This window comes from Anaeromyxobacter sp. SG64 (assembly GCF_022690745.1).
GTDB classification, from domain to species: domain Bacteria; phylum Myxococcota; class Myxococcia; order Myxococcales; family Anaeromyxobacteraceae; genus Anaeromyxobacter; species Anaeromyxobacter soli.
In genome coordinates this window covers 1-12,906 of the sequence record NZ_JALCZB010000045.1, presented here as the reverse complement: position 1 = coordinate 12,906, position 12,906 = coordinate 1, and the positions used below count along the sequence as shown (strand labels likewise).

Genomic DNA, 12,906 nt, shown 5'->3' with positions numbered 1-12,906 from the left:
CGCGACCGGGACCGAACGTGGATACACAGCATGCCGGCAGGTGACGCGGCGAGGAGGACGACATGTTCCACGCGCTGGTGATGTCGGTGGTCTGCGCGACGGCGGGGAGCCTCTCCACGGCCCCCGCTCCCGCTCGGACGGTGCAGGCGGCGCTCCACCTCGAGCTCCTCGCGCCCGCCGGGGTGACCGCGAGCGCACCCGGCGACCTCGCGCTCCACCGTCCCGGGCTCGGCGAAGGCGAGCGAGCGCACCAGGATGCCGGCGAGCTCGCGCCGCCGGACGACGCCCGCGTGAGGAGCCTTCGCCGCTGGGAGCGCGCCCTCAAGTGGAGCACCGCCGGCGCGCTCCTCGCGACGAGCACCCTCGGGACGCTGGCCGCAATCAACCAGCCCACGGCGTTCGGGGACGGGCGCTGCCAGACCGGCCACCCCGTCCTCGGCACGTACGGCTGCGATCGCGGGCTGTCGACCCTCCACGGCACGAGCGGCGTCCTCTCCGCGACGCTCTACACCGCGAACGGCGTGCTCGCGCTCTCGGTCCCCGGCCCGGTGGGCCACGTCAGGCCGGCGGCCCGGCCGTGGCATCGCGCGCTCACCTACGTCCACCTCGGCGGGATCACCCTGCAGCCGATCCTCGGCCTCGTCTCGGCGTTTCCCCAGGTGATCGGGGTGCGCAACACCGCGCCCGGCGATCGGTTCCCGAAGAACACGCGCACCATCCACGTCGGGCTGGGCTACCTCACGGCCGCCGCCTACCTCGCGACGCTCGCGCTCGAGCAGTGACCGGCGGGCCACTCAGTAGCCTCCGCCGCCGCTGCCGCCCGGCGGCGCGGCGGGCTGCGCGGCCGCGTCGACGGTGATCGTGCCGTTCGGCGGCTTCATGGTCGCCGCGTGGACCGTGCAGTAGAAGGGGATCCTCGTCCCGTTGGGCGCGCTCGCGGGGATCGTGAAGGTCTTCTGACCGTCGAAGGTGCCGGTGTCGAACGACACCCCCGCGACCGCGCCGGGAGTGAAGGCGTTCGCGGTCGCCTCGCTCGTCACCGAGTGCGGGACCGCGTCCTTGTTGAGGACCGTCACCGTCCCGCCGGGCGGCACCGACAGGCTCGCCGGGGAGAAGGTCATGTTGGAGATGGTGATGTAGAAGCCGGGCGTGGAGGGCGTGCTCGACGAGCTCGATCCTCCGCAGCCGGCCAGGACGCCCATCGCCACGGCGACGAGCCCGGCCCTCGTTCCAGCCTGCATACGCCCCTCCCTCTCCTCGCGCTTCGGCCCGCGCCTCCGGACCGCGCTCTCAGTGTTCGACGCGCGACGGGCCGGTCCGGTTTCGCGGCCCGGTTGAGGCGAGCCGGTCGTACCCCCCGCGAAGCGAGCGAGCGTGGCACGGCGCGTAGGCGCCCAGGAGGACGTGCCCGGCTGGCGCGGCCTCCCGGGCGCGGGCGGGAGGGAGCTTCGTCCTCGCGGCGGCGACCGGGCATCCGGGCGCTCCCGCGCTGTGGCCGTGAGGACGCGCCGTTATCAAACGTCGCTCATGACGGAGCGCGTCGGGAGATCGATCGAGCGGCGGAGCGGCGCGGTGCGCGTCGCGCTCCTCGCGCTCGCCGCGCTGACCGTGCAGTGCGCGGGCGCGGCCGTGCGGCCGCCGCCGAAGGACCTCGACGCCGAGCCCGTCGCGTTCCCCAGCGCCTCCGGCAGCGACATCCACGGCTGGTTCGTGCGCGGCCGGCCCCGGGCCGGAGCGGTGGTGCTCCTGCACGGCATGGGCGCGAACCGGCTGACGATGGTGGACCGGGCGCGGTTCCTCAGCGCCGCCGGCTACTCCGTGCTGCTCATCGACTTCCGCGCGCACGGCGAGAGCCCGGGCGAGGAGTCCACCTACGGCGCGCTCGAGAGCCGCGACGCGCGCGCCGCGGTCGAGTTCGTGCGGAGCGCCCTCCCCGGCGAGCGGGTGGGCGTCATCGGGATCTCGATGGGAGGCGCCGCGGCGCTGCTCGGGGAGACGCCGCTCCCGGTGGAGGCGCTCGTGCTCGAGTCGGTCTACCCCACCATCCGGGACGCCGTGCGCGACCGGCTGCGCGCCTGGCTCGGGCCCATCGGCCCGCCCCTCACCTCGCTCGTGCTGCACTCGATCTTCCCGCGCGACGGCGTGCGGGCCGCGGACCTTCGGCCGATCGACCGGATCGGCGAGCAGACGGCGCCGGTGCTCGTCGCCGCCGGCACCGCCGACCGGTACACGACCCCGAGCGAGTCGCGGGCGCTCTTCGAGCGCGCCCGGTCGCCGAAGGAGCTCTGGGAGGTCGACAGGGCGGCGCACGTCGACCTGCACGCGTTCGCGCCCGCCGAGTACGAGCGACGCGTCGGCGCCTTCCTCGCGCGGCATCTGCGCGAGGCGGGGATGGCCGCGTCACGCCTGGCTGGCGCGCACGGCGGCTGAGCGCCGCTTGAGCCCGAAGATCGGCCGGAGGAGGTCGCTCGAGGCGACGAGCGCGCAGAGGGCGAGCGTGGTCGCGAGCGAGGCCACGAAGATGAACGCGAACGCGGGCAGGATCCCGAGCCCCGCCCGCACGGCGAGGTACGCGAAGCCGACGACGATCGGCTGGTGCAGCACGTAGAACGGGAAGACCAGCTCTCCTGCGCGCAACGCCACCGTACGCCGGACGTCGAGGTGGCGGCGCGCGCCGCCGAGCAGCGCGAGCAGCCAGCAGGCGGCGCCGAACGCGTAGCCGCCCCACAGGAGCGCGCCGGCCGGGGAGCGCGGCGCGGGCAGGCGGTCCAGGAGGTGGCCGGGCCAGGCCCACACCGCGAGCGTCGCGGACGTCGCGAGCGCCAGGACGAGGGCCGCCTGCCAGCACCGGTCCAGCGCGCGCTTGAAGCCGTCCTCTCCCGCCAGCGCGAACCCGAACACGAACCCGGGGAGGAGCAGCGCCCGGTCGGACCAGTCCGCGGAGAGCGGCGGGGTGCCGGGGAAGACGACCTCGATCGCGATCCGGATCGCCACGTACGGCAGGACGAGCCAGATGAGCCCACCCGGCGCGTCGCACGGCGCCGCGACGCGCGCCATCGTGCGCCGGCCGGCGGGCGTGCGCAGCCACTGGAGGAGCGGCAGCGTGGCGAGCGAGAACGCGAGCAGGAAGACGACGAACCACAGGTGGTGCCAGCCGAAGTTCCCCCGCGGATAGAGGCCGTCGAAGAAGTGCGGGTAGAAGTCGAGGAACGACCCGCCGAACTGACCCTTCAGGCGGCGCTCGAGATACACCTGCGGCGGGACGAGCACGAGGAGCCCCGCGGCGAGGGGGAGCGCGAGGCGCAGGAGCCTGTCTTTGACGTACGCGCGGGTCGAGCGGCGCGCGAGCGCGTACCAGGTGCTCTCCCCGGCGAGCATCATGAAGAGGGGCATGATCCAGGGAGCGAAAACCAGGATCACCTCCCCCAGCCACTTCGTCCGCTCCGGGCTCGTGACGTGCCAGCTGTCCCAGGGGTTGAAGGGCTCCGCCGCGTGGATGAGGAACACGAGGAGCGCGCCCGCGACCTTGAGCCACTCCACGTCGGCGCGCCGGCGCGTCACGGTCCGTGCTGCGTCGGGGAGCAGGCGAGCGGGCATCGCTGCGATCGCCACGACGAACACGGTACGCTCAGGACGCTCGAGCGCTCAACGCGGGCGCCGGGGCGTGCGCCACCTCGCCCGGGCCGGGCGCTCGTCCGGGGAGCCCCCAGCGCGAGCGCCGTCCGTCCTCCGGGTTCGGGCGAGACTCGCGCCACGGCGTCCGGGGGCCATGGAGCGGACCCGAGGGAGCGGCCCGCTCGGGCCCCCGAGCCACGCCGAGGGGATCCCACGATGAACGCGGCGCATCTGAGGAGTGGCTCGGTCGCGCTCGTGGCCGCCGCGTTGCTCGCCTGCGTCCACGACGTGTACCGGGCCGAGCCGCTCGGCCCGCGCCCGGCCTCGCGCTCCGAGACGGAGCGCGTCCTCGTCTTCGGAGACTTCGGCTTCCAGTCGATCCCTCAGCGGCTCGTGGCGGGCGCGATGCGCCGCGCCACCCGCGCGCGCCCGTTCGACCTCGCGCTGGAGCTCGGCGACAACATCTACCACTGCGGCCCGGAGCCCACCCGACCGGGAGCGGAGACCTGCCGCTTCGCCGAGGACGGCCTGACCGTCGCGCCCGGCGCCTCGCCGCCGGACGACCCGCTCTTCCGCGTGAACGAGGCGCCGCTCGCGGGGCTGCGCGGGCGCCACGGCGGTCCTCTGCCGATCTACCTCGCGCTCGGGAACCACGACGTCGGCCTCGGGGGCGGGAGCTGCGCGCGGCCGGCGCTGGGCGAGGTCGAGGCCATGCGGCGGCGCGCGTGCCTCGCGGTCGCGCGCCGCTCGCCCGAGTGGCTCCAGCCGGCGCGCCACTACGTGCTCGACCGGGGCGACGTCCGCTTCGTCGTGCTCGACACGAACGTCGTCGTCCGGGACTACGGCGGCTTCACGCTCGAGGAGGAGCTCGCCTTCGTCCGCGAGGCGACCGCGCCGTGCGGCGCCGGGCGGCTCTGCTTCCTCGTCGGCCACCACCCGCCGGCGGCGGTGCACTGGTACGGCACGCGCCGCCCGCTCCCCTACGGCGCGCGCATGGCGCGGCTCCTCGCCGCCGCCGGGGGCCGCGCCCGCGCGTTCTTCGCCGGCCACGTCCACGCCCTGGAGCACCTGACGCTCGACGGTCTCGAGGTGTTCGTCTCCGGCAGCACCGCGATGGGCAGCTTCGCGCACTTCACGACCCGCACGCCCGCCCGCGCCCAGGTCCGCTTCGCGACGACCGCCTGGGGCTACGCGGTGCTCGAGACGGACGGCCACGGCTACCGCGTCGACTTCTTCGACACGAGCGGGGTGGCGCTGCACTGCTGCCAGGCCGGCGCGGCGGGGGCCTGCCGGCCGGTCGCGTGCAAGTGACCCGCGCCAGGGAGTCCGAGCGCAGGGAGCCCGCCCGGGCGGGCGGCGCGATCAGAGGTCCACCGCCGCCATGCGCGCGAACGTCCGCGAGAGCGCCTCCACGCGATCCAGGTAGCCGCCGAGGTCGGTGTCTCCGCAGCGCTCGCCGGGCAGCGCCCGGAACCCGCGCGCCGCGAAGGCGGGGGCCCGCCCCCGGCCGCACAGATGGACGAGGGCGGCGAGGCGCGCGCCCTGCGCCACCGTCGCGCTGCGTCCTCCGAGCGCCTCCGCGATCGCCTCGTGCAGGAGCGCCGCCGTCATCTCGATGGCGTGGCTCGGGACGGTGCGGAAGTAGAGCGCGTTGAGCCAGCAGGCGCGCGGGTCGTACCAGGCGCCCTCGTGCGCCACCGCGTGGTCGTGAATGCAGAGGCGGCTCGCCTCCACGAACGTGCCGTCGGTGATCTGGAGGATCCCGACGGCGCTCGAGGCGGGCGCGTAGAGCTCGAGGGGGTTCCAGCTCCACCGCCAGCGCCAGTAGGTGCGCGCGAGCGGGTCTCCCGCGCTCTCGACCTGGACGAGCGCGGCGAGGAGCTCCGGACGGACGAGATCGGTCGAGTGCTCCTCGAAGAGCGCGCCGTACTCGGCCCAGGTCGCCTCGGGGGGCTTCGGGGAAGTCGGCGCGACGAGCCCGAGCAGCTCGGTCGGCTTGCGGATGACCTGGTAGGCGAAGTTGACCGCCGCGAGCGACGCCACGGCGAGGAGCACGACCACCGCGAGCGGCGGCGCCTCGCGCCGCCGGCTCCGGGCAGGCCTCCGCCTCGCGCGCCGTCTCGCCACGGCGCGAATGGTACCGCCACCCGACCCGGGCGCTACGATCTGGTGATCGCGGCGCGGGATCCAGCGACGGATCAGCGTCGATTGACGATGTTGAGGACGAGAGCCATCCGGCCCCCGGAGACCTTCAGCCTGGCGAAGCGACGGCGCGCGCGGATTCTCTGGCCCACGACGATGGCGGCAGCGGCGAGGACGAGCGCGGGCAACAGCGCGGACTGCATGGTCGGACCACTCCTGCAACGACGATCGCCGGTGTGAGCGCCGCGGGGCGCCTCTCGCGCTCCGCGACGCCCGGAGCCGGGCGACGCTCGGGTCGTTGTGATCGGGATCGTCCGCGGACGCGGCGCAGCACCCGCTGCGCTTCGTCCGAGGAACGTCGCGAGGCTAGTCCCGCGCGCCGCGTCGAGTCAAGCTACCGGCTGCTCGTCTGCCGGGGCGCGCGCGCATCCGTCCTTCACGGCAACGGGACGCCGCGAAGCTCCAAGATCCGGCGCGCGACGCGCTCGCGCGCGGCCATGAGCCGGGCGACGCCGGGGTCGGTCGAGGAGGCCGTCGGGAAGAGGTCGCTCGCGACGGCGGCCGCGAGGCCCGGGTCCCCGAGCCGCGAGAGCAGGCTCAGGTACTCGTAGTCCTCCATCCCCTCCCGGATCATCTTGAGGCGGATCGACGCGACGGGGACGTGGGTCGCGCCGCCGATCTTGGCCGGCGTGCCCGGGTAGAAGAGCGTCCCGTCGCCGTTGCCGTCGAACTCCCACTGGCTCGTCCAGGGATCGCCGGAGAGGTACGCGTAGGTCGTGTCCCAGTACAGCTCGCCCGTCGCCCGGTACACGAAGTCGAGCCACTGCATGGCCCGGTTCCGCACCGCCGACGCATCGATCATGTAGCTCGGCCAGCCGGTGTCGTACGCGGAGCTGCTCCCGCAGCCGTGGCTCATGCAGCTCTGGTAGAGCCAGACCTCGTTCAGCGGATCGGCGGCGAGGAACGGGTCGTACTTGCTGCGCTGGTTCCCCGCGTAGGTGCCGGACTTGTCGTCCATGAAGTTCACCACCGGCACGAGGAGATCCAGCACCGGGGAGATCCCGTTCGCGTCCGCCTGCTGGATGGTGGTGGTGACGAGCGTCCGGAACTCCCGGTCGGCCGTCTTCGCCGCCCGGGCGCGGGTGAGCACGTCCGCGAAGGTGCAGCCCTGGTACGGCGGCTCGTCGCACGTGTACTGGAAGAGCCGCTCGAACCAGCCCGGCCGTGACCGGTAGCGCGTCGCCCAGCGCGCGAGGTTCGCCACGTCCTCGAGGTTGCCGAGGTACTCGACCGCGGTCAGCCGCGCGCCGGCGAGCCGCGTCGGGGCGGTCCCGTCCATCAGCGGACGGTAGTAGCGGTCGAAGTGGTCGAGGTCGTTCCACTGTCCGTCATCGTGACGCGAGAGGGAGAGGCGGTGGTCGAGCGCGAGCTGGCCGTAGCGAGCGCGCAGCGTCGCGAACGCGGCCACGTCCGACGCGCTGATGCCGTGGCCGGCGGGGAGCGTCCCCCACATGAGGCCGAAGGCCGTGCGGAGCGTCGAGGTCGAGGGCAGCTCGAAGTCCCACACCGTGAGCTCGACCGGCACGACCGTGGAGCGCCCCGAGGCGTCCACGCGGAGCTCCCCGCGGTAGAGCCCGGGGGCGGCGCCGCGCGGCACGAACACCTCCACCCAGATCGCCCGGCTCTCGCCGCCCCGGACGTCGAACGGGAACGCGTTCCGCCGCTCCCCGACGATCTCGTCCACGTCCGGGACGAGGGCGTCGGGGAAGCGCCCGGTGGCGCCGTCGGGCGCGGACGGCCGCGTCAGGTTGATGAGGGCCTCGCGGTAGAGACGGACGCCGGCGATGACGGCGCCGCCGGGGCCCGAGAGCGTGGACGCGCTCGCGCGCACGCCCCGGGCGTTGCCGGTGACGACCACCTGGAAGGCCTCGAACTCGTTCCGGGCGGCGGAGATCCGTGCGACCGAGGTCGCGCGCGCGGGGTCGCCCGGACGGATCTTCTCGGTCGCCGAGGCGACCCAGATCTTCGCGGCCGGCGCGGCCCGGGCGTGCGCGGGGAGCAGGGCGAGGATGAGGAGCGCGCACGAGGCCAGCGCGCGGGATCGACTGCCGTGACTCGTCATGGGGGCTCTCCTGCAGGCGAGTCGCCGTCTACCCGACCCATCTACCCTCGCTCGCCCGTCCCATGGCCTTCGCATGGACGGAGCGCGCGAAGCCTCCCCCGTTCGCCTCCCTGCCGACCCGGTTCGCTCTCCTCGAGCGCGGCTCGGAGCGGATGCGAGCTGTTTCAGCTCACGCCGGATGCCTCGTGGATCCCGGGCGCTCGCCGGCCGTGGCTGCGAGCGATGGCTCGCCCGGCCGTCCGTACCACGGGCGAGCGAGGAAGCGGCCAGGCGGCCGCGGCGAGTTGGGGCGGGATGGCGACCGGTCGCGTCGGCCGCTGGCTCAGCTCACGCTCTCGGCGCTGTAGCGCGCGATGAGCCCGGTCCGGACCGCGTGGCGGTGGACGCGCACGAAGACCCAGCTCGCGAGCAGGATGTAGAGGACCGCGAGGCCGCCGCCCCAGGCGAGCGCCGCGCCCGAGAAGGCGCGGCCGGCGACGATCGCGCGCATCGCCTCGAAGACGTGCGACGGCGGCAGCGCGCGCCCGACCGCGCGCATCCAGGGCGGGAGCGTGGCGAGCGGGTAGAACACCCCCGCGAACGGCGACAGCACCGCCGGGATGGGCCAGACGAACCACTCCGCGGCCGGCCCGAGCCGGAGGACGAGGGCCGAGCCGGTGATGCCGAGCGCGATGCCGAACAGGAACAGCACGAGCAGGAACGGAACGAGCAGGAGGCCGTAGCCGAGGAGCGACAGCCCGAACACGCCCGTCGCGATGGAGAGCATCACGGCGAGGCCGAGCGTGCTCGTCGCCACGCTCGCGAGCACGAGCCCGGAGACGTACTCCGCGATCGAGATCGGGGTCGCGAAGACGTTGAGGAAGTTGCGCGACCAGACGTCCTCGAAGAACGCCATCGTCACGCCCTGCATGACGCGGGCGAGGAAGTCCCACAGGAGGACCGCCCCGAGCAGCGTGGGGACGAAGCTCCCGCCCGGCGCGGCGACGCTGTCGAGCCAGCGCGTGATGAAGCCCCACAGCACGACGTCCACCGCCACCCACGCGAAGAGCGGCACGATCCGCGAGAAGCTTCCGCGGACCAGGTACCACTGCCGGAGGACGACGGCGAAGACGCGCCCGGCCCGCAAGGTCATCATCAAGCCCCCTCGAGCGCGAGCGGCTCGCGCGCCACGGTGATGAACAGCTCCTCGAGCGTGGCCTTGCCGTGCTCCCCGGGCAGCGTCCGGGGGTCGCCCTCGAGCAGGATCCGCCCGCGCGAGAGGAAGAGGACGCGGTCGCAGACCTCCTCGACCTCGTACATGTTGTGCGACGTCCACAGCACGCCGCCGGTGCCCGCCGCCGCGCACGCCCGGATCTTGGCCCGCACGTCGCGCGCCGTGGCCGGGTCGAGCGACGCGGTCGGCTCGTCGAGCAGGAGGAGCTGCGGGTCGTTGAGGAGGGCCTTCGCGAGCGCGACGCGCGTCTGCTCTCCCGACGACAGCACGCCGCAGCGCGTGTCCCGGAAGCGCCGCAGGTCGAGCTGCGCGAGGAGCGCCTCGATCCGGTCGGAGAGCCGCCTCACGCCGTAGAGCAGCCCGAACACGCGGAGGTTCTGGGAGACCGTGAGGTTGCCTGGGAGCGGGGCGTACACCGCGGCGAAGTTGGTGCGCGCGAGGGCGCGCGATCGCTCGGCGGCGAGATCCACGCCCTCGATCCGGATGGTCCCCGCGCTCGGCTGGAGGACGCCGAGCAGCATGTTGATGGTGGTGGTCTTCCCCGCGCCGTTCGGCCCGAGTAGGCCCACGATCTCGTTGCGGCCGACCTCGAACGACACCCCGTCCACCGCGACCGTCGCGCCGAAGCGCTTCTCGAGCCCGCTCACGGAGAGCACGTGCGCGGCCGGGCCGGCGGTCGCGGTGCGGGGTGCCGCGCTCACCTCCCGAAGACCGCCTTCAGGTACTTCAGGAGCTCGTCCCAGGACCTGCGGTCGGCCTTCGCGTCGTAGGCGAGCCCGGCCATGCCCGCCTTGTCGGCGTCGGGGTTCGTGAACCCGTGCTTCGCGGCCGGATAGGTGATGACGCGCGCCTTCACCCCGGCCGCCTTCATCTCCTTCTCGAGCGCCGCCACCTGCTCCTTCGGCACCATGGGATCGGCGCCGCCCGTCTGGACGAGGATGCTGCGCGGTCCGAACGTCCCCTCCTTCGCGGGCTCGCTCGACCTCGCGAGGCTGCCGTGGAAGGTCGCGAGCGCCTTCAGGGGCTCGCCTTCCCGCGCCATGTCGAGCGCCACCCCGCCGCCGAAGCAGTAGCCGATGACCCCGATCTTCTCACGGTCCACCTGCGGCTGCGCCACGAGCTGCTCGAGCGCCGCCTCGAAGCGGGCCTTCTTCACGGCGGGGTCCTTCGTCGCCTCCGCCACGAACGCCTTCGCGTCCTCGGGGTGCGTCGTGGACTTGCCCTCTCCGAACATGTCGAGGGCGAACCCGACGTAGCCTGCCTTCGCGAGCTTCGTCGCCGCGTTCCGCGCGTGGGCGTTGTTCCCCCACCACTCGTGCACGACGAGGATGCCGGGCCGCTTCCCCTTGGCCGCGTCGTCGTACGCGAGGAACCCCTTCAGCACCGTGTCGCCCTGCCGGTACTCGATCTCCTGCGTCTTCACCTCGGCGCGCGCCGCGCCGGCGGTCGCGAGCGCCGCGGCCACGATGGTCACCGTCGTTCGGGTCATGCCCACCTCCCGTGTGGTGCCCGGATCTGCGCGCCGCGGGCGGCCCGCGCACGGACGGATGGCGGAGGTACCCGACAGGCGCTCCCGACCGCGGGCCCTGGCCCGCTCCAGCGACTCACAGGAACACGTCGCGCCGCACCCCGGCGGACGCGGGGTTCATCCGCGCGTACACGTCGAGCAGCGTCTCGACCGCTCTCCCCCCTGCGTCGCCGACGTCCACCGAGAAGTCGTTCACGTACAGGTCGATGTGCTGGCGCATCACCGCCTCGTCCATCTCCTGCGCGTGCCGCCTCACGTACTCGGTCACGAGCGGCCGCCGCGCCAGCGCGTGCAGGGTGCTCTCGCGGACGAGGCGCTCGAGCGCGCGGAGCACGTCGCGGTCGAGGGTCCTGCGCGCGACGATGCCGCCGAGCGGGATGGGCGCGCCCGTCTGGCGCTCCCAGTGCTCGCCGAGGTCGAGCAGCTTCACGAGCCCCTTCGCCGCGTAGGTGAAGCGACCCTCGTGGATGATCACGCCCGCGTCCACCGCGCCGCCGAGGACGGCGTCCTCGATGTCGGAGAACACCCGGAACTGCTTGTGCGCCGCCCCCGGGTAGGCGAGCGAGAAGAGGAGGTGGGCGGTGGTGTCTCGGCCGGGCACCGCCACCCGCATCGTCTCCGGCCGGAACGCGTCGACGCCGGGCCGCGCGACGAGCAGCGGCCCCACGCCGCGGCCGAGCGCGCCGCCCGACCGGAGGAGCGCGTAGTCGCCCGCGATGGCCGGCACGACGCCGTAGCTCACCTTGCTCACGTCGAGCCGGCCCGCCCTCGCCCACTCGTTCAGCGTCTGCACGTCCTCGTGGACGACGTCGAGGCGGAGCTCGCCCGTGTCGATCGCGCCGTTCACCAGCGCGTCGAAGATGAAGGTGTCGTTGGGACAGGGCGAGATGCCGAGCGTGAGTCTCATCGCGTGCCGGTCGATCGAGTGGAGCCGCACGGGCGCGGCCGGGCGCATCATATACGCGGCGGCGGCGGGGCGCGTCCGGAGCGGCTCGCGGCGCGCGCCCGGCCGGGCGAGCGCCCCGTCAGCGCAGCCCGACGGTGTAGGCGATCCCGAGCGACGGCGCGAGCTTCGTCCAGGAGAGCTCCGGGACGTTGGAGAGCTCCTTGTGCCCGGCGACGCCGAGCCGGAGCGACCAGCGATCGGCGAGATCGAGCTCGAGCGTCGCCCCGGCCGCGAGCGCCGTGTCGGCGCGGACGGCGCGCAGCCCCGGGTCGAGCGCGTCGTACGTGCGCCACGCGAGGCTCGCGTCGAGGCCGGCGCGCGCCCGCGGCCCGAGCTCGAGGCGTAGCCCCACGCGCGGCCCCTGCTCGAAGGACGCCAGCGCGGGCTGGCGGGCACCGTCCCGGACGCCTCGCCAGGCGAGGGTCGCGCTGCCGCGCCCGCCGAGGAGCAGGGTGAGGTCGATCTCGCCGAGCTGGCGCAGGCCACCGTACGGCGCGGCGATCTCGGTGTGGAACGACTCCCACCGGGCGAGATAGGTCGCGCCCAGGGAGGTCTCGGTGGAGAGCGGGACCCGCGCCGCGCCGAGCGCGCGCGGCGCCGTGAGGTACGGTGCGCCGCCGAGGTCCTGGCGATCGTAGCCGCCCTCGGCGAGGAGGTAGCGGGCGCCCCTCCCCGCCTGCCACCCCGCGGCCACGCCGCCGCCGCGCAGGTCGAGCACGTCGTAGCGCGCCTGCTCGCGGAGCTGGGCGGTCGCGCGCAGGAACGGGCCGCTCTCGCCGGCCGGCGAGAAGCGTCCCACCGCGGTGATCCCGGTGTCGGCGTCGCCCGTCCCGCTGCGGACGCGGCTCGCGTCGGGCGTGAGATCGACGTTCGAGTCCCAGCCCGACTCGGCGAAGATCGACAGGCCGAGGCGGCCGCCGCGGCGGGCGAGTCGCGCGAGCCCGAGCGCGGTCTGGCCGAGCTCCGGGTCGGTGCTCGCGCGCTCGAGCAGCCGGGCCGCGTCGTCGGAGCGGCCGGCGCGCAGCGCCACGAGGCCGCGGTAGAACTCGGCCGCCTCGCGGTGCTCGGCGGAGCGCTCCGCGACGGCGAGGGACGCGTCGGCGCGCGAGTCCTCCCCGAGCTCGTACAGGCAGATGCCCTCGAGCAGCGCCGCCGCCCCGTCCCCGTCCCCGCGCGCCTCCGCGAACGCCGCGGCGGCCGCGCGCCGATCCCCGGCGCGCATGAGCCGGAGCCCGCGCTCGAAGGGCTCCTCCGGCCCGGCGTGCGCCACGCCGTAGCGGTCCGCGCGCCGCTCGCCGAGCGCCCGCGCCTCCTCGCAGTAGGCGCGCGCAGAGGCCGCC

Annotated in this window: 13 protein-coding genes; 3 read left to right on the top strand and 10 right to left on the bottom strand. The window is 74.4% G+C overall.

The genetic code is table 11. The features are described from left to right. Positions 1–62 precede the first annotated feature (62 nt). Entirely contained in the window at positions 63–782 is a 720-nt protein-coding gene (locus MNZ29_RS14285) for a hypothetical protein (RefSeq protein ID WP_242333532.1), read from the top strand. A 12-nt stretch (positions 783–794) separates the two neighbouring features. Here MNZ29_RS14285 and MNZ29_RS14280 read toward each other — a convergent pair whose 3' ends face one another. Beyond that, on the bottom strand, positions 795–1,241 hold the full coding sequence (locus MNZ29_RS14280; protein ID WP_242333535.1) for a plastocyanin/azurin family copper-binding protein: 447 nt from the start codon (positions 1,239–1,241) through the stop codon (positions 795–797). A 286-nt stretch (positions 1,242–1,527) separates the two neighbouring features. Here MNZ29_RS14280 and MNZ29_RS14275 point away from each other — a divergent pair, with 286 nt between their 5' ends. Next, positions 1,528–2,430, top strand: a complete 903-nt coding sequence (locus MNZ29_RS14275) for an alpha/beta hydrolase (RefSeq protein ID WP_242333538.1) — start codon at positions 1,528–1,530, stop codon at positions 2,428–2,430. Here MNZ29_RS14275 and MNZ29_RS14270 read toward each other — a convergent pair. Then, positions 2,401–3,597 (bottom strand): acyltransferase, encoded by a 1,197-nt coding sequence (locus MNZ29_RS14270; RefSeq protein WP_242333541.1) that lies wholly within the window; start codon positions 3,595–3,597, stop codon positions 2,401–2,403. The genes MNZ29_RS14275 and MNZ29_RS14270 overlap by 30 nt on opposite strands. Before the next feature lie 234 nt (positions 3,598–3,831). On the opposite strand from MNZ29_RS14270, the gene MNZ29_RS14265 reads away from it, so the two are divergent. Further along, positions 3,832–4,926, top strand: coding sequence for a metallophosphoesterase (locus MNZ29_RS14265; protein WP_242333543.1), 1,095 nt, complete (start codon positions 3,832–3,834; stop codon positions 4,924–4,926). A gap of 51 nt (positions 4,927–4,977) precedes the next feature. Here MNZ29_RS14265 and MNZ29_RS14260 read toward each other — a convergent pair whose 3' ends face one another. From MNZ29_RS14260 to MNZ29_RS14225, 8 genes are all read right to left on the bottom strand, one after another. Then, on the bottom strand, positions 4,978–5,742 hold the full coding sequence (locus MNZ29_RS14260; RefSeq protein ID WP_242333546.1) for a transglycosylase SLT domain-containing protein: 765 nt from the start codon (positions 5,740–5,742) through the stop codon (positions 4,978–4,980). Between the two features lie 71 nt (positions 5,743–5,813). Next, on the bottom strand, positions 5,814–5,960 hold the full coding sequence (locus MNZ29_RS14255) for a hypothetical protein (RefSeq protein WP_242333549.1): 147 nt from the start codon (positions 5,958–5,960) through the stop codon (positions 5,814–5,816). Between the two features lie 233 nt (positions 5,961–6,193). After that, entirely contained in the window at positions 6,194–7,879 is a 1,686-nt protein-coding gene (locus tag MNZ29_RS14250; protein WP_242355637.1) for a glycoside hydrolase domain-containing protein, read from the bottom strand. Positions 7,880–8,201: 322 nt separating this feature from the next. Continuing rightward, positions 8,202–9,011, bottom strand: coding sequence for an ABC transporter permease (locus tag MNZ29_RS14245; protein ID WP_242333556.1), 810 nt, complete (start codon positions 9,009–9,011; stop codon positions 8,202–8,204). 2 nt (positions 9,012–9,013) lie between these two features. Beyond that, positions 9,014–9,793, bottom strand: coding sequence for an ABC transporter ATP-binding protein (locus tag MNZ29_RS14240; RefSeq protein ID WP_242355636.1), 780 nt, complete (start codon positions 9,791–9,793; stop codon positions 9,014–9,016). After that, positions 9,790–10,581 carry a dienelactone hydrolase family protein gene (locus tag MNZ29_RS14235; protein ID WP_242355635.1) on the bottom strand — a complete coding sequence of 264 codons (792 nt, stop codon included), beginning with the start codon at positions 10,579–10,581 and terminating at the stop codon, positions 9,790–9,792. The genes MNZ29_RS14240 and MNZ29_RS14235 overlap by 4 nt, the downstream gene beginning before the upstream one ends. A gap of 115 nt (positions 10,582–10,696) precedes the next feature. Continuing rightward, positions 10,697–11,527: a 1,4-dihydroxy-6-naphthoate synthase gene (locus MNZ29_RS14230; protein WP_242355633.1), complete on the bottom strand. Its 831-nt coding sequence runs from the start codon at positions 11,525–11,527 to the stop codon at positions 10,697–10,699. Between the two features lie 118 nt (positions 11,528–11,645). Further along, positions 11,646–12,906, bottom strand: a 1,261-nt coding sequence (locus tag MNZ29_RS14225; RefSeq protein WP_242355631.1) for a hypothetical protein, incomplete at its 5' end; no start/stop codon positions are given.

Excerpts from the sequence above, each read along its gene's own strand:
- MNZ29_RS14265 (WP_242333543.1), top strand. The coding sequence starts at position 3,832 with ATGAACGCGGCGCATCTGAGGAGTGGCTCGGTCGCGCTCGTGGCCGCC.
- MNZ29_RS14230 (WP_242355633.1), bottom strand. The coding sequence starts at position 11,527 with ATGAGACTCACGCTCGGCATCTCGCCCTGTCCCAACGACACCTTCATC.
- MNZ29_RS14270 (WP_242333541.1), bottom strand. The coding sequence starts at position 3,597 with ATGCCCGCTCGCCTGCTCCCCGACGCAGCACGGACCGTGACGCGCCGG.
- MNZ29_RS14235 (WP_242355635.1), bottom strand. The coding sequence starts at position 10,581 with ATGACCCGAACGACGGTGACCATCGTGGCCGCGGCGCTCGCGACCGCC.
- MNZ29_RS14250 (WP_242355637.1), bottom strand. The coding sequence starts at position 7,879 with ATGACGAGTCACGGCAGTCGATCCCGCGCGCTGGCCTCGTGCGCGCTC.
- MNZ29_RS14285 (WP_242333532.1), top strand. The coding sequence starts at position 63 with ATGTTCCACGCGCTGGTGATGTCGGTGGTCTGCGCGACGGCGGGGAGC.
- MNZ29_RS14245 (WP_242333556.1), bottom strand. The coding sequence starts at position 9,011 with ATGACCTTGCGGGCCGGGCGCGTCTTCGCCGTCGTCCTCCGGCAGTGG.
- MNZ29_RS14255 (WP_242333549.1), bottom strand. The coding sequence starts at position 5,960 with ATGCAGTCCGCGCTGTTGCCCGCGCTCGTCCTCGCCGCTGCCGCCATC.
- MNZ29_RS14280 (WP_242333535.1), bottom strand. The coding sequence starts at position 1,241 with ATGCAGGCTGGAACGAGGGCCGGGCTCGTCGCCGTGGCGATGGGCGTC.
- MNZ29_RS14275 (WP_242333538.1), top strand. The coding sequence starts at position 1,528 with ATGACGGAGCGCGTCGGGAGATCGATCGAGCGGCGGAGCGGCGCGGTG.